Source organism: Corynebacterium pilbarense (assembly GCF_026930265.1).
Classification (GTDB): Bacteria; Actinomycetota; Actinomycetes; order Mycobacteriales; family Mycobacteriaceae; genus Corynebacterium; species Corynebacterium pilbarense.
In genome coordinates this window covers 1-14,024 of sequence record NZ_JANRML010000006.1, presented here as the reverse complement: position 1 = coordinate 14,024, position 14,024 = coordinate 1, and the positions used below count along the sequence as shown (strand labels likewise).

Annotated in this window: 15 protein-coding genes; 7 read left to right on the top strand and 8 right to left on the bottom strand. The window is 66.6% G+C overall.

Features of this window, described 5'->3' with window-relative positions:
- Positions 1-2 precede the first annotated feature (2 nt).
- Together NUW87_RS06035 and serS are read right to left on the bottom strand one after the other, a co-directional pair.
- Entirely contained in the window at positions 3-833 is an 831-nt protein-coding gene (locus NUW87_RS06035) for a lysophospholipid acyltransferase family protein (protein WP_269027695.1), read from the bottom strand.
- The gene (gene serS / locus NUW87_RS06030) at positions 833-2,086 is read right to left on the bottom strand and encodes a serine--tRNA ligase (RefSeq protein WP_239217506.1); all 1,254 of its coding nucleotides are present in this window, start codon (positions 2,084-2,086) and stop codon (positions 833-835) included. The genes NUW87_RS06035 and serS overlap by 1 nt, the downstream gene beginning before the upstream one ends.
- A gap of 80 nt (positions 2,087-2,166) precedes the next feature.
- Here serS and NUW87_RS06025 point away from each other — a divergent pair, with 80 nt between their 5' ends.
- From NUW87_RS06025 to NUW87_RS06015, 3 genes are read left to right on the top strand one after another with little or no spacing between them, the layout of a single operon-like run.
- Positions 2,167-2,895 (top strand): GntR family transcriptional regulator, encoded by a 729-nt coding sequence (locus NUW87_RS06025; RefSeq protein ID WP_269027694.1) that lies wholly within the window; start codon positions 2,167-2,169, stop codon positions 2,893-2,895.
- Positions 2,896-2,904: 9 nt separating this feature from the next.
- On the top strand, positions 2,905-3,987 hold the full coding sequence (locus NUW87_RS06020; protein ID WP_269027693.1) for a septum formation family protein: 1,083 nt from the start codon (positions 2,905-2,907) through the stop codon (positions 3,985-3,987).
- A gap of 3 nt (positions 3,988-3,990) precedes the next feature.
- Entirely contained in the window at positions 3,991-4,338 is a 348-nt protein-coding gene (locus NUW87_RS06015) for a metallopeptidase family protein (protein ID WP_269027692.1), read from the top strand.
- Here the strand turns inward: NUW87_RS06015 and NUW87_RS06010 are convergent.
- From NUW87_RS06010 to NUW87_RS05995, 4 genes are read right to left on the bottom strand one after another with little or no spacing between them, the layout of a single operon-like run.
- On the bottom strand, positions 4,335-4,739 hold the full coding sequence (locus NUW87_RS06010; RefSeq protein ID WP_269027691.1) for a hypothetical protein: 405 nt from the start codon (positions 4,737-4,739) through the stop codon (positions 4,335-4,337). The genes NUW87_RS06015 and NUW87_RS06010 overlap by 4 nt on opposite strands.
- A gap of 39 nt (positions 4,740-4,778) precedes the next feature.
- Positions 4,779-5,606: a prephenate dehydratase gene (pheA, locus tag NUW87_RS06005; RefSeq protein ID WP_269027690.1), complete on the bottom strand. Its 828-nt coding sequence runs from the start codon at positions 5,604-5,606 to the stop codon at positions 4,779-4,781.
- Positions 5,603-6,493, bottom strand: a complete 891-nt coding sequence (locus NUW87_RS06000) for a hypothetical protein (RefSeq protein ID WP_269027689.1) — start codon at positions 6,491-6,493, stop codon at positions 5,603-5,605. Before NUW87_RS06000 ends, pheA begins: the two co-directional genes overlap by 4 nt.
- 21 nt (positions 6,494-6,514) lie before the next feature.
- Positions 6,515-7,429, bottom strand: coding sequence for a DUF2891 family protein (locus NUW87_RS05995; protein WP_269027688.1), 915 nt, complete (start codon positions 7,427-7,429; stop codon positions 6,515-6,517).
- Positions 7,430-7,446: 17 nt separating this feature from the next.
- Between NUW87_RS05995 and NUW87_RS05990 the strand changes: the two genes are divergently transcribed.
- On the top strand, positions 7,447-8,145 hold the full coding sequence (locus NUW87_RS05990; RefSeq protein ID WP_269027687.1) for a CPBP family intramembrane glutamic endopeptidase: 699 nt from the start codon (positions 7,447-7,449) through the stop codon (positions 8,143-8,145).
- A gap of 31 nt (positions 8,146-8,176) precedes the next feature.
- Positions 8,177-9,493, top strand: a complete 1,317-nt coding sequence (locus tag NUW87_RS05985) for an LCP family protein (RefSeq protein ID WP_269027686.1) — start codon at positions 8,177-8,179, stop codon at positions 9,491-9,493.
- Positions 9,494-9,656: 163 nt separating this feature from the next.
- Here NUW87_RS05985 and NUW87_RS05980 read toward each other — a convergent pair whose 3' ends face one another.
- Positions 9,657-11,129, bottom strand: coding sequence for a multicopper oxidase domain-containing protein (locus tag NUW87_RS05980; RefSeq protein ID WP_269027685.1), 1,473 nt, complete (start codon positions 11,127-11,129; stop codon positions 9,657-9,659).
- Positions 11,130-11,200: 71 nt separating this feature from the next.
- On the bottom strand, positions 11,201-11,776 hold the full coding sequence (locus NUW87_RS05975) for a CueP family metal-binding protein (protein WP_269027684.1): 576 nt from the start codon (positions 11,774-11,776) through the stop codon (positions 11,201-11,203).
- Positions 11,777-12,178: 402 nt separating this feature from the next.
- Between NUW87_RS05975 and copR the strand changes: the two genes are divergently transcribed.
- Complete coding sequence (gene copR / locus NUW87_RS05970; protein ID WP_269027683.1) at positions 12,179-12,901, top strand: two-component system response regulator CopR; 723 nt, start codon at positions 12,179-12,181, stop codon at positions 12,899-12,901.
- Positions 12,898-14,024, top strand: a 1,127-nt coding sequence (gene copS, locus NUW87_RS05965; protein ID WP_269027682.1) for a two-component system sensor histidine kinase CopS, incomplete at its 3' end; no start/stop codon positions are given. The genes copR and copS, both read left to right, overlap by 4 nt.

The following is a 14,024-nucleotide window of genomic DNA, read 5'->3' as shown; positions in this document are numbered from 1 at the left end:
TGTCACTTCCTGCGCTGCTTCTTTGCCGCGCGCTCAACGCGTTCCTTCGCGTAGAGCTCCTCGGCCTCCTCGGGCGTGGGCGCGGTGCCACCGAGCGCCACCGGCATCCATGCTTCGCCCGCGCCGTCGGTGTAGAGGGAGGCGTATTCGGACCGTGAGGCGTCGAGAAGCAACTGCATCTGGCGTTTGAGCTCGGCGGTGTCTGCCTCGGCGTCGCCGGTGAGGTGGACGGGCTCGCCGTAGCGCACGATGACTGGCACGTCGCGGAAGTGTTTGGGCAGGTCCTTGGTCCAGATGCGCTGCGAGCCCCAAATCACGCAGGGCACGAGCGGCACCCCGGCCTGGTGGGCGATTCGCGCGGCGCCGGTTTTGAAGTTGGCCAGCTCGAACGACCGCGAGATGGTGGCCTCGGGGAAGATGCCGACGAGGTTGCCCTCGCGCAGCATCTGCACCGCCGGCGCGATGGAGGCGCCGCCGCGGGCGCGGTCCACCGGCACGTGCTTCATCAGCTTGAGCAGCCAGCCCAACACGGGTACGTCGAAGACGGACTTTTTGGCCATGAACCGCACGAGCCGCTCGCCGTGCAGGTAGGGCCCGGTGCCCATCAGGATGAAGTCGGCGTAGCCGGTGTGGTTGCCAGCGAGTAACGCGCCGCTTTCCGCCGGGATGTTTTCGGCGCCGATGACCGTGACCTCGATGTTCGCCGCGCGCATGAGGCGGCGGGCGAAGCCGACGAGGCCCTGGTAGAACTTCTCCACTGCTTCGTCGCGGTTGGCGGCGATGCCTTCGTAGAGTCGCGGGACCGTGAACCCGCGGTATCGGCGCGTATCCATTACGGCGTGAGCACTTCCTTGCCCACCCACGGGCGCAGCGCCTCAGGAACGCGCACGGAACCGTCCGCCTGCTGGTTGTTTTCCAGGATGGCTACCAGCCAGCGGGTGGTGGCCAGGGTGCCGTTGAGGGTGGCGGCGGTCTGGGTCTTGCCGTCCGCGTCGCGGTAGCGGGTGTGCAGGCGGCGCGCCTGGAAGGTGGTGCAGTTGGAGGTGGAGGTCAGCTCGCGGTACGTGCCTTGCGACGGCACCCACGCCTCCGTGTCGAACTTGCGGGCGGCGGAAGAGCCGAGGTCGCCGGCCGCGACGTCGATGATGCGGTAGGGCACCTCCACGGCGGCGAGCATGTCGCGCTCCAGGCCGAGCAGCTTCTGGTGCATCTCCTCGGCGTCTTCCGGCTTGCAGTAGGCGAACATTTCCAGTTTGTCGAACTGGTGGACGCGCAGGATGCCCTTGGTGTCCTTGCCGTAGGAGCCGGCCTCGCGGCGGAAGCAGGAGGACCAACCGGCGTAGAGCAGCGGGCCGTCGGACAGGTCGATGATCTCGTCCTGGTGCAGGCCAGCCAGGGCCACCTCGGAGGTGCCCACCAGGTACATGTCGTCGCGCTCGAGGTAGTAGATCTCCTCGTCGTGAGCGTCCAAGAAGCCGGTGCCCTGCATGACGTCCGGGCGCACCAGCACCGGCGGGACCATGAGCTTGAACCCGGCCTCGCGTGCCTTCTGCGCGGCGAGCATGAGCATGCCCAGCTGCAGCCAGGCGCCGTCGCCCGCCAGGTAGTAGAAGCGTGCGCCGCCGACCTTGGTGCCGCGCTTCATGTCGATGATGCCGAGCGGCTCGGCCAAATCCAGGTGGTCTTTGACCTCGAAGTCAAATTCGGGCACCTCGCCGACGTGCTCGAGGACGACGAAGTCCTCCTCGCCGCCGGCCGGAGCGCCTTCGATGATGTTGGCGATGGAGTACTGCAGCTTCTCCAGCTTCTCCTGCGCCGCAGCCTCCTCCGCTTCAGCCTCCTTGACGCGGGCCTTGAGCTCGTTGGAGCCCTCCAGCAGCGCCGGACGGTCCTCGGGGGCGGCCTGGCCGATCTTCTTGCCAAACGCCTTCTGCTCGGAGCGCAGCTCGTCCGCCTTCTGGATGGCGGAGCGGCGGGCTTCGTCGGCGGCCAGCAGCTCGTCCACAAGCGCAGGGTCTTCGCCGCGGGCTCGCTGGGACTCGCGGACGGCCTCGGGGTTTTCGCGCACACGCTTCAGATCAATCACGCTTGTTCACCTTACATTGTCTGCCGACGCCGCAACGGCACAACAACATCCGGTCATAACCAGTGGGCTATGGTGGGCGTATGACCCTTCCGATCGCAGACGGCCCTGTGCCCAAGCACGAGCAGCTCCGCTCGCTTTTGGAGTCCCGCATTGCCGAGGAGTTCTCCCCCGGCGACCCGCTCCCGGGCGAGCGCGCGCTGGAGGACGAGTACGGCGTCTCCCGCATCACGGTGCGCCGTGCGATCGGAGATCTGGTGGCGGCGGGCCGGCTGCGCCGTGTGCGCGGCAAGGGCACGTTCGTTGCCCCGGCGCCGTTGGTGTCGCGTCTGCACCTGGCGAGTTTCTCGGATGAGATGCGGGCGCAGCGCGTGGAGGCGTCGTCACGCATCCTGCTGTGCGAGCGCACCGCCCCGCCGGAGGAGGTCGCGCAGTTTTTCGGCACCGCCGCCACCGACACGCACATCCGTTTGCGCAGGCTGAGGCTTGGCGACGGCGAACCGTACGCCGTCGACGACGCCTGGTACAACGCCACGCTCGTGCCGGACCTTTTGGAAAACGACGTCTACCACTCCGTGTACACGTTGCTGGACAAGCACTACGGCCTCGGGGTCACCGAGGCGGAGCAGACTGTCACCGCGGTCACGGCCGGGCCGGACAACGCCCCGCTGCTGGACGTTGAGCCGGACGCAGCCCTGCTGCATATCGTGCGTTTTGCCCGGTCAGGACCACACAACGTGGAGTTTTGTTCCTCGGTGTACCGCACGGACCGCTACCGGCTAACTACTCGAGTAGCGCGAGAAGTGGAATAATGGGCCGCCATGGCTTCGAAACAGAGCGCGCTGCGTTCCTTCATCATCGCCGCACTGGCGGGTGCCGTCGGCGCGGGCACGTACACGCTCGCCGCCGGCACTTCGGAGACTGAGCCCGGCGCGCAGGCCTCCTCCACCACCGCCAGTTCCACCGTCTCGCCAGATCAGGCCACGACGTTCACAACCGCCGACGCGGGGGCCTGCCTGACCTGGCAGGTGGCCGAAGACGGCACGATCACCGGCTTCGAGCAGGCGGACTGCGAGGGAGAGCACCGCTTCGAGGTGTCCCTGCGCCAGAATCTGGCCACCTACCCCACCTCCGAGTTCGGCCCGGAGGCGCCGATGCCGAACCCGACGCGCCAGGCCCAGCTGCGCGAGGAGCTGTGTGGCGCCGGCACGTTCCGGTACTTAGGCGGCAAGTACGACCCGAACGGCCGCTACTCCATCGCCCCGATCCTGCCGCCTGCGGACGCGTGGGCCCGCGGGGACCGCACGATGCTGTGCGGGCTGCAGGAGACCAACCGCGCCGGCGAACCGATCCTGACCTCGGGGCGCGTGGCGGACCAGGACCAGGCCCGCGTGTTCGAGGCGGGCCAGTGCGTGGCCATCGACGCATCCAACACGCTCACCGCGGTGAAGTGCGCGGACCCGCACCAGCTGGAGATCACCAACCAGGTCTCGCTGGAGAAGGTTTTCCCGGATCACACCCCGGCCGTTGAGGAGCAGGACAAGCACCTCCAGGACGTATGCACCGAGGCCGCGCAAGACTACATGGGCAGCGAGGAGAACCTCTACCAGATCGCGCTGCGCCCGTTCTGGACCACGCAGACCCCCGCAGCCTGGGAGGGCGGCTCCCGCAGCGTGAATTGCGCGTTGATGTTCTCGCGCCCGGAGGGCGGTTTCGCCAACCTCGCCGGTTCCGCAACGCAGGGCCGTGAGCATTTGCTTATCGACGACGCTCCGCCCCCCGAGCGCCCCCCGCGCCGCCCCTTGCGGGAAGAGCAGGCCCCGACCGCGCCCGCGCCCGACGCAGACGCGCAGGACCCTGCAGCCGGCGCAGCCCAGGATCCGGCGCAGGCACCGGTGCAGTAGCCCATGCTCCCGGTCAGCGACGAGGCGTTCGAGGAGATGATCAACGACGCGTTGGACACCATCCCCGATAGTTTCGCCCAGCACATGACAAACATGGTGATCCTGGCGCGGGATTACAACCCGGACAATCCGACCCTGCTGGGCCTGTTCGAGGGCGTGCCGCTGACGGAGCAGCACTCGAACCACTCCGGGTTCTTGCCGGACGCGGTGTTCGTGTACAAAAACGCCCTCGAGGCGATCTGCGTGGATGAGGAGCAGCTGCGCCACGAGGTGAAGGTGACCGTGCTGCACGAGGTGGGCCACTACTTCGGGCTGGAAGAGGACGAGCTCCACGCCCTCGGCTGGGGCTAGTTCTCGGGTGAGAGCCCGCCCATTTCCCGAGCCACCCGCTGCACTTCTAGCGCGCGCTCTTCATCCTCCATGGCGCCCAGGCCGTCAAGGCCCCGGTATTGGATCTCGTCGGCGGCTGGGTCGTAGTGCACCGCAAGCCCCCAGCACGGGTCCTCGGCCGGGCGACGCTTAAGCAGCACCTCGTACATGAGGCGGTACAGCTGCTCCTCGAACTTGAGGTCCACCAGCCCCACGCGCCCCTCGATTTCCCGGAGGACGAAGAAGAACGCTTGCCGCCGCTGGGTGTGCCCTATAAATAAGCTCAGCGGGAACTTCTCCTGCACGTAGTGCATCTGGCTTCGCACTTCGTACTCGAAGCGCTCAACCGCGTCGCCCGCCCATGGGTACCTGTCCGTTGGCATGGTAAAGACCATATGCACTGTTGTACATGAACTTTGCGGCTAGCGCGCCGCGCGCGGCCAAGTGCCCAGCTGCCGCATCGCGGTGGTGTGCGCGGCGCAGGCTTCTAACGCCTCCGCCACCGCCGCGTCGCTGGCGTGGCCTGCCAGGTCCACGAAAAAGTCGTAGGTGTTCGGCTCCTCGCGCGTGGGCCGCGACTCGATGCGCGTCATGTCCACCCCGCGTGCGGCGAATTCCTGCAGCACGCGCACCAGGGCGCCGGGTTCGTTCTTCGTGCGGAAGACAATCGCGGTGCGGTCGTTTCCGGTGGGTTCCGGCAGGGCAGGTTGCTTTGCGACGAGCACGAACCTGGTCCGCGCCGTCTCCGCGTCAGCGACGCCGCGGGCGTGCACTTCCAGCCCGTGCAGCGCCGCCGCACGTTCGGGGGCGACGGCCACGTCGGCGTCGCCGTCGGCCACCATCTTCGCCGCCGCGGCGTTAGAGGGGGCGGGGATGAACTGCGCTTTCGGTGCACGCTGTCCGATCCAGCGCTTGACTTGTTGGTGGGCGACGGGGTGGGTGGCGAGCCGGAGGGCGTCGCTAAGCGTGTGCCCCTGCCTGGTCATCACTGCGAACGCGATGGCAAGCTCGGTCTCCCCCACGATGCGCGCGTTTTCAGCGGCGGCGAGCGCGTCCATGGTGGTAGTCACCGCGCCGTCGATGGAGTTCTCGATCGCGCATACCGCGTAGTCGACGTCACCGGCGTCCAGGGCGGCGAGCGCTGCGGCCGGCGACTCGACGGGCACGTACTGCGCGCCGTCGATGCGAAAGCTGCGGGCTGCTTCCTCCGTGAACGTGCCGGCCGGGCCCAGGTAGGCGACCCTCGTCACGGCTGCCTCTGCAGCAGCGGGTGGGTGTCGTTAGCCACGTCTCTCCAATTCTCCGCGGTGGTGCGGATGCGCTCGGCCCACTCGTCCCACGACGCGCCGCTGGTGACTTCATCGATCTGCTTGTCCATGGTGATCTGCACCTGCGCGTGGTGGAACGGCTTTCCGTCCGCTAGCGCGTCGGCGTAGGCGGTGGCGAAGGGCTCGAGCGCGGCGCGGGAGAACACGCCGTAGATGTAGGAGAGGTTCTCCATGTAAAAAATCGCGTCCACCTGCTCAAGCTGCGTGCCTTCCGGGCCGGAAGTCATCGCGAAAAAAACGTTCAGTGCTGCCCAATCCGCGCCGAAGTACTGCGCCTGCTGGTGGATCTCCCAGCCGAGTATGGTAAACAGCTCCTCGGTCAGGTGGGCGCCAGAGGGACGAAACGCAGGCTTCATGGCCGAGCGGTGGTAGAGGTGCGCGTTCACCATCGCGGCCGCGTGCGCCATTTGAAGTCGCTGCGCGAAGCGCTGCAGCGCCGCCGCATCCGGCATGCCCTCGGCTGGGTCGTACGGGTGGCTGCCGTGGTAGACAAACGAGTTGGACTTGGGCGCGAAGCTAGCCGCGTACAGCTGGGTGGGTCCGCCCTGGCCGGTCAGGGCAACCTCTTGCCAGAACACCTCGTAGAAAAGCGTGCGGTGCTCGTCCTCGTAGTCGATCGTCGCGGTCTGCGGCGGCTGGCCTTCCAGCTGCACCATCGCGGCGACGAAGGTTTTGCCCTCGTGCGCGATCACTACGGAGTAGAACGCCTCCAGCGGGAGGCGGTCGGAGATCTCCGCGACGATGGTGCGCACTAACTGTTGATACGGCTCTCTCGGGCTGCCCGCCCCGGGGTTCTCACCAGCTGCCATAGGCACGTTTGTACACGAATGTCAGCTTGTTGGCTCGTCCTCCGCCGCATCCTCGGCGAGCAGCGCGTAGGTGATCAGCCAGTGCGTCGCCATGAAGTTGTCGCCGGTCAGGTGGGGCGCGGCTGCGTCGATAAGCACCTGTGTTCCTTCCGGCCTACCAATTTCGCGCAGCAACCAGGCGCGGGTGAGCATGAGCCCGATGAGGTGGGCCTGCTGGCCGTCCTCCGGGTCCGCGACCTGGATCGGCGCGGTGTAGAACTCGAACGCCTCGGGTGCGAGGAAGCAGTCCAGCCAGGCGGCGTACTCGGCGGCCGGCAGCACGCGGCGCATCAGCGCGGCTTCGGCCAGGCCGTTGGAGACGAAATCGTGGCCCGAAACCTCCCACGCGTGCGGGTAGGCGCGGTCGTCGCCGAACCAAGCTTCGGCGGTGCGTTCCACCAACTCGCGCAGCGCAGGCGCGGCGTCGTGGATGAGCAGCAGCGCTAGCGCCGAGTTCGAGTGCACGCCGTGGCGCACCGGACACTGCTGCGTGCCCAGCCACGCGGCGATGTTGCGCTCTAGCTGGGCCTCAAGCGGCGCGAGCGCACCCTCCCACCGGGTGCCGCGGCACTCCTTGACCAGCTGCATCGCCCACGCCCAGCCGTACGGCCGCTCGTAGACGGGATGCGTGCGCAGGTACTCGGCCTCGGCGGCGATGTTCTCTTCCGTCAGGCGCTCGTCGAGGAGGTCGGCGAGCCTGTGGTCGTCGATACGCAAATGCATCTTCACCGCGGTGCAGAGCATGTGCACGCACGAGTGCCAGTCATAGGAGCCCCAAAACGCCGGGTGCAGCGTCCGCGGGTCGGGGTGGCCGGGGCCTGCCTGCTCATGGTGCATGGCGGCGGGGTACTCCTGGCCGACAACCTGCTCGATAGTGCGCGCCCACGAATCCTGCATGACGTTAAAGTTAGCGCATGACTCGGCGCCTGAAGCTCGAAATCGTGCTCGTCCTCGCGGTTACCTTCGGCACCGCGGGGCTGCGTGCGGCGCTTCGGCTTGTGGACTCGCTGTTGCAAGCCCCACTGAACCAGCAGAGCACCACCATCCACGACGCGGCCTCGACGATTCCCTGGCTGGACCTGGCGCTGCAGGCGACCTCCGCGCTGACGCTTCTCACGTGGGGCGGGCTGGCATGGTTCCTGCTTGACCAGCGCTGGCGTTGGCCCCGCTGGTCCGACGCCGCGCGCGGGGCGGGGTTTGCGGCGCTGATCGGGCTGCCCGGCCTGGCGTTCTACGTCGCCGCGGTGCACCTGGGCCTGTCCAAGGTGGTGGTGCCGACCACCGCCGCGGTGCAGATTCCGACGTCGCTGCTGTGGTCCTTCGCCAACGGCTTCGGCGAGGAGATCGTGGTGGTGATGTACCTGGTCACGCGCTTGAAGCAGCTGGGGTGGAAACCGTGGCAGTTCATCGCGGCCTCGGCGGTGCTGCGCGGGTCCTACCACCTGTACCAGGGGGTCTCCGCAGGCTTCGGCAACATTGTCATGGGCGTAATCTTCGCCTGGTATTTCCATAAAACTGGCCGGGTGTGGCCGCTGATCCTGGCGCACTTTTTCATCGATGCCGTGGCGTTTATCGCCTATCCGCTGCTGGATCTGTCGTGGCTCGGAATCTAAGCACTTCCGTCACACTGGTTACACTAAGCGCATGTCTACTACGCCCCATTCCAACGACCCCCGCGATAACGCGGGCGAGTTCGTGCTGGGCAAAGACGGCAAGCCGCTCGTGGACCGCTACGGCCGGCCCATTCGCCGTCGCACAACTGCTTCTCGACGCGATCCCGTCGCCCGCCACCCCGACGAGTTCACGCGCGTAGAACCCCGCGCGCGCAGGGTTCCGTCGCCGGGCCCGCAGCGGGTTTCGCCGAGGGTTGAGCCGGGCCACACCGTCTACGAACCCCCGACCGCGTACGAGCCGCGCCGCGCGCCGGAGCACCCGCGCCGCCGGCCAGCGCAGCAACGGCAGGCGCCGCGTCAGGCGCAGCAGCGGCAGGCGCAGCAGCGCCCCGCCCCGGAGGAAGTCCCGCTGCAGGTGTCGAAGCGGAGGCGGAAGGGACCGAAGGAACGTCGCAAAGTAAAGCTCCCCGGCTGCGGGGCAATACTTGCCCTGGTCATCGCCTTGCTGATCGGCTCGGTGCTGATCGCGGACGCGCGCCTCAACCGCACTGCCGCCATGCCCGACCAACAGATCTCCGGCACCTCGGGGACCAACTGGCTGCTCGTGGGCTCCGACTCGCGCACGGGCTTAAGCGATAAGGACGTCGAACGCCTCGGCACCGGCGGCGACCTGGGCACCGTGCGCACCGACACGATCATGCTCATGCACCTGCCGCTGCGCGGGAAACCGACGCTGGTGTCCATCCCGCGCGACTCGTATGTGCCCGTGCCCGGGTACGGCTACGACAAGGTCAACGCCGCGTTCTCTATCGGCGGCCCGCAGCTGCTGGTGGAAACCGTGGAGCAAAACACCGGGCTACACGTGGACCGCTACGCGGAGATCGGCATGGGTGGCCTCGCCGGCGTGGTCGACGCGGCTGGCGGCGTGGAGATTTGCGTCGCCGAGCCAATCGACGACCCGTTGGCCAACATCAACCTCCAACCCGGCTGCCAGGAGATGGACGGCCCTACCGCGCTGGGCTACGTGCGCACCCGCGCCACCGCCCAGGGCGACCTGGACCGCGTGGCACGCCAGCGCGAGTTCATGACCACCCTGGTCACGCGCGTGCTGTCCCCGTCCGTGTACCTCAACCCGTTCCGCATGGCGCGGCTTATGTGGGTCACCCCGACGCTGCTGACGGTCAACTCCGACGACCATGCCTGGAACCTCGCCCGCATCGTCATCGCCCTGCGCGGCGGCCTGGAAACCGAGACCGTGCCCATCGGCGGGTTCACCGACACCGAGGTGGGCAACGTGGTGCTCTGGGACGACACCGAGGCCGAAGCGCTGTTCGCGTCCCTGCGGTAAGGGCGCGTCCTCTGCGTAGATAATCTCGGTTTTCCGGGGCCGTGGGGAAGAAGACGGTGTTCTGGTTGTCCCGGAAGACCACAACACCGAGAAGGTCATCGTGCGGCCTGGTGGGTGGTCTGCAGCGACCCAGCTCACCCCAGCGACCGACCATGCTGTGGGGTTAGGCGTACCGCAGGGAACTCATCATCCCGGTTTCCTGGTGATAAGCGTTGTGGCAGTGAAATGCCCACTCACCGGGGTTGTCGGCGATCAGGTCGGCGATCATGGTTTCACCGTGGCGGAGAAGGACAGTGTCCTTGCGTAGCCCGTCGCTGCCGGGTAGCGCCCACGTGTGGCCGTGGATGTGCATGGGATGGGGCATCATGGTCCTGTTGCGCATGACCATCCGCAGGCGCTGGCCCTCCTCCACGGTCGCGGAGGAGGATTGGCCGTCGGTGAGAATGCTCCATTCATACGGCATCATCTGCCCGCCCAGGTCGATACTGACTTCTCGGTCTGGTGTGCCCTCGGGCAGGAGTGCACGGTCTGCTGGCTTCAGGGAGGACAGAAGCAGTCCGGTGGACGACAACTCGGGGAAGTCGACATCGGGGCTGGGGGCCTGGCCGCCGGCGGTGCGGATGACGGCGAAGGCGCGGTCGTCCTTACCCACCGCCAAAGCCGTGAGCGGGAAGATGCCGTCGCCGAGGATGACCTCGACGTCGACACGCTCGCCCATCGACAGGTAGATCGATTCGGTCTCCCGGGGCTGGACAGGGAAGCCGTCGGTGTGGGTGACGGTCATGCGGTGACCACCGAGGGCCACCTTGAAGATGGTGTCACCGCCCGCGTTGATAAACCGCAGGCGGGCCTTGTCACCCGGGCGAGCCTCGAAGGTCCGGTGAGCACGAGGGATACGTCCGTTGATGAGGTAGTGCGGATACATCACATCGCCGGCATCCCCGCCCAGTACCCGGTCCGGGGTGCCGTGCATCATCTGGCCGTGACCTCCCATTCCGTTATGGTCGCCCGAACCCATTCCGGTGAGCTTGTCGAGCTCATCGTCGGGAGTGCCCTGAATGCCATCGACCCAGTCGTCGAGCACGATGGTCCACTCGACGTCCTGGTCCTCAGTGTCGTCCGGATCGCGGATGATCAGTGGGGCGTGGAGGCCGCGATCAAGCTGCAGGCCGGTGTGGGAATGGTAGAAGTAGGTGCCACCGTGGGGGACTTCAAAAACATAGGAGAAAGACTCACCAGGTTCAATGGGGTCCTGGGTCATGCCGGGCACACCGTCGGCTGCGTTGTGGAGTGCGATGCCATGCCAGTGGATGGAGGTGCTCTCAGGCAGTTCATTGGTGATATCGACCTGGAGGACGTCTCCGGCGGTGGCCTCAATGGCCGCATCCCCGGTGTCAGAGACGTATCCCCACGTCTTGGCTTCGATACCGCCGATATCCAGGGAGAGGGGCCGGGCGGTCAGTGTCCGGCGCACCGTCGGCTCACCGAGCGCAGTGGGGGTGGGAGTGGGGCGAAGGGAGGGACCTGGTGCCGGGGCAGCGGGTCCAGGGTCGCTGGTGCAGGCGGCCACGGCCCCGGTGCCGGCGAGGACGAGCCCGCCGAGCAGAAACTGTCGTCGGGAAAACGCGTTCGTCATGATTTAACCTTCCTTGGTGCAAGATTTCAGTGGCACGGGAGACAGGCGCAGGTGAGGATCCTGCTGAGCCATCACGTCAGGCGCAGGTCTGTGACACAGGTGGCACCGTCGTCGGTGGTGGAAAACTCCGTGGTGCCGGTACGCCCCTGGTAGCTGACCTCAATCAGGCCGGTGACATCATCGGGAAGCCAGAAGCCAATAAACCCGTTGTCGAAGGTGGTTGTCGCCTCGTCCACCAGCACCTCACCGGTCGCCTCATCGGTGATCGTGACCTGGATATCCTCATTGTCGAGTTCCCCCTGGCAGGTCGTGAGGCTGTGGTAGAAGCAGTCGTGGGTGGAGGTGAGATAGGGTGCGATCGAGACATACGTCTGATTGTCGGGAAGATCGAGCGCGACTTCCTGGTCATCGCTCGAGAGCAGCAGTTCATCGTTACGCACTGAGGCGATCAGATCCGTGGGACGCTCAGTGACCTTCTGCCGGTCGAGGTGATCAATGATCTCCACCGCGTCCATGGTGGCCAGGCCATGGGTAGTCAGGAATGTGTCCTGGGACACCGTCCCATCGGCGGTGGGTTCCGGGTCGGCGGCCGAACACCCCGTGAGGGCGAGGGCAAGGGCGGCGGCTGCGATCGCTGCTCGTTTCACGTCAATCTCCTTGGATCGTGGTAGGGCCATGAGAAGACACCGCCTCAAGGTCGATGCCATACCTTTATCTAGCACGGGTGCCTGACGGACTAGAATTCAAAAACCCTGCTCACAGCCTTACAGCAGGGCGAAAAGGGAGTGAATTCGGTGGGCTGGGTCACCACCGGAACACCACCCCACAGCCGTGGGCGATGCCCTTCCACCCGCCCCGGGTATGCGGTGCAGACAGTGAAACCCCTGGTGGCGCCTGCTGAACCGACGAGGGAAGGCGATGCCGCCGGCCCGGGGTGGGGCACAGGGGTGACGGCGGTCGAAGGGTGATGTTTGAAGATTTGATGAAGATTTCCCGCCGGGCACTGAGCGAGGGTGGTATTCCCCCTGCCCGGAGCGATACTGGGGTCTATGGCTGACCACACACCGACCACCGCCACGCCCCCGGGGCGGGTGCTGGTCGTCGATGATGAAAAACCCCTGGCTCAGATGGTGGCCTCCTACCTCATCCGGGCCGGCTTCGATACCCGCCAGGCACACACCGGCACCCAGGCCGTGGACGAGGCCCGTCACTTTTCCCCCGATGTTGTGGTGCTGGATCTGGGGCTGCCCGAACTCGACGGCCTGGAGGTATGCCGACGGATCCGCACCTTCTCGGACTGCTACATCCTCATGCTCACCGCGCGTGGCAGCGAGGACGACAAGATCAGCGGTTTGACCCTGGGGGCGGATGACTACATCACCAAACCTTTTAGCATCCGGGAACTGGTGACCCGGGTGCATGCGGTGCTGCGCCGCCCGCGCACCAGCACCACCCCACCGCAGGTGACCGCCCCCTTGATCGTTGGTGACCTCATCCTTGACCCCGTCGCCCATCAGGTGCGGGTGGGAGAGACGACCGTGGAGCTCACCCGCACGGAGTTCGAGCTGCTGGTTGCCCTGGCCCTGCGCCCCGGCCAGGTGCTGACCCGCCACGACCTGGTCGCCGAGGTCTGGGACACCACCTGGGTCGGTGATGAACGCATCGTCGATGTCCACATCGGCAACTTGCGTCGCAAGCTCGGCACCGACACCCGGGGCCGGGGGTTTATCGACACCGTGCGTGGCGTGGGCTACCGGGTGGGGCAACCATGAATCACGGACCCGGCCTGACCTTTCGCTTCCTGGCCGCCCAGGTGTTGGTCGTGGTGATTAGCCTGCTGGTGGCCGCGACCGTGGCCACGATGGTGGGCCCGACCCTGTTCCAGGATCATATGTTGATGACCGGCCGGGAGTACCCCTCGCTGGAGCTGTTCCATGCCGAGCAGGCCTACCGGGACGCCAACCTGATCACCCTGGCCGTCGCCCTGCCCACCGCCTTGATCAGCGCCCTGCTGGCCAGCCTGTGGTTATCGCGTCGCCTGCGCACCCCCCTGCAGGATCTCACCCGCGCCGCTACCAGCCTGGCGGCCGGCAACTACCGTGTCCGCGTGCCCGCCGGAGAAGCAGGCCCCGAGGTCACCACCCTGGCGCATGCCTTCAACACCATGGCCGACCGGCTGGAACACACCGAGCAGGTCCGCCGCCAGATGCTCTCTGATCTGGCCCACGAAATGGGCACCCCCTTATCGGTGCTCACGGTCTACCTCGATAGTCTCCAGGACGGGGCCGTGGACTGGAATAATGCCACCCACACGATCATGGCTGACCAACTCACCCGCCTGACCCGATTGATGGAAGACATCGACGATGTCTCCCGGGCCCAGGAACACCGGATCGATTTGGACCTGGCGGAGGAAGGTCTCGGGGATCTGCTCCATACCGCCGCTGCTGCCGCGGGGGAAGCTTATGCTGACAAAGGCGTCGATTTACAGGTCGAGACCATTACGGACACCGCCCGGGTGCTCGTGGACCGGCAACGCTTCGGCCAGGTGATGAGCAATCTCCTGTCGAACGCGCTACGGCACACCCCGGCCGGCGGGCAGGTCCGGATCAGCGTCCACCGACAGGGGGCGTCCACCGCGCTCATCCACGTCGCCGATGACGGCGAGGGCATCCCACCTGGCCAGCTCGGACACATCTTCGAACGCTTCTACCGGGGGGATGCCGCCCGCAGCCGGGACAACGGCGGGGCCGGTATCGGTCTGACCATCTCCAAGGCATTGATCGAGGCCCACGGCGGCACTCTCACCGCCACCTCCCCCGGACCCGGTCGCGGAGCGGTGTTTGCCCTCCGCCTCCCACTGTCCCCTCCCGACAGCGAGGAGGCTGCTCGGTG

Bases quoted from the DNA above. Each gene is read 5' to 3' on its own strand.
- NUW87_RS06020 (WP_269027693.1), top strand. From the start codon at position 2,905: ATGGCTTCGAAACAGAGCGCGCTGCGTTCCTTCATCATCGCCGCACTG.
- NUW87_RS05980 (WP_269027685.1), bottom strand. From the start codon at position 11,129: ATGACGAACGCGTTTTCCCGACGACAGTTTCTGCTCGGCGGGCTCGTC.
- NUW87_RS05995 (WP_269027688.1), bottom strand. From the start codon at position 7,429: ATGCAGGATTCGTGGGCGCGCACTATCGAGCAGGTTGTCGGCCAGGAG.
- NUW87_RS06025 (WP_269027694.1), top strand. From the start codon at position 2,167: ATGACCCTTCCGATCGCAGACGGCCCTGTGCCCAAGCACGAGCAGCTC.
- NUW87_RS06000 (WP_269027689.1), bottom strand. From the start codon at position 6,493: ATGGCAGCTGGTGAGAACCCCGGGGCGGGCAGCCCGAGAGAGCCGTAT.
- NUW87_RS06035 (WP_269027695.1), bottom strand. From the start codon at position 833: ATGGATACGCGCCGATACCGCGGGTTCACGGTCCCGCGACTCTACGAA.
- NUW87_RS06015 (WP_269027692.1), top strand. From the start codon at position 3,991: ATGCTCCCGGTCAGCGACGAGGCGTTCGAGGAGATGATCAACGACGCG.
- NUW87_RS05985 (WP_269027686.1), top strand. From the start codon at position 8,177: ATGTCTACTACGCCCCATTCCAACGACCCCCGCGATAACGCGGGCGAG.
- NUW87_RS06010 (WP_269027691.1), bottom strand. From the start codon at position 4,739: ATGCCAACGGACAGGTACCCATGGGCGGGCGACGCGGTTGAGCGCTTC.
- copR (WP_269027683.1), top strand. From the start codon at position 12,179: ATGGCTGACCACACACCGACCACCGCCACGCCCCCGGGGCGGGTGCTG.
- NUW87_RS05990 (WP_269027687.1), top strand. From the start codon at position 7,447: ATGACTCGGCGCCTGAAGCTCGAAATCGTGCTCGTCCTCGCGGTTACC.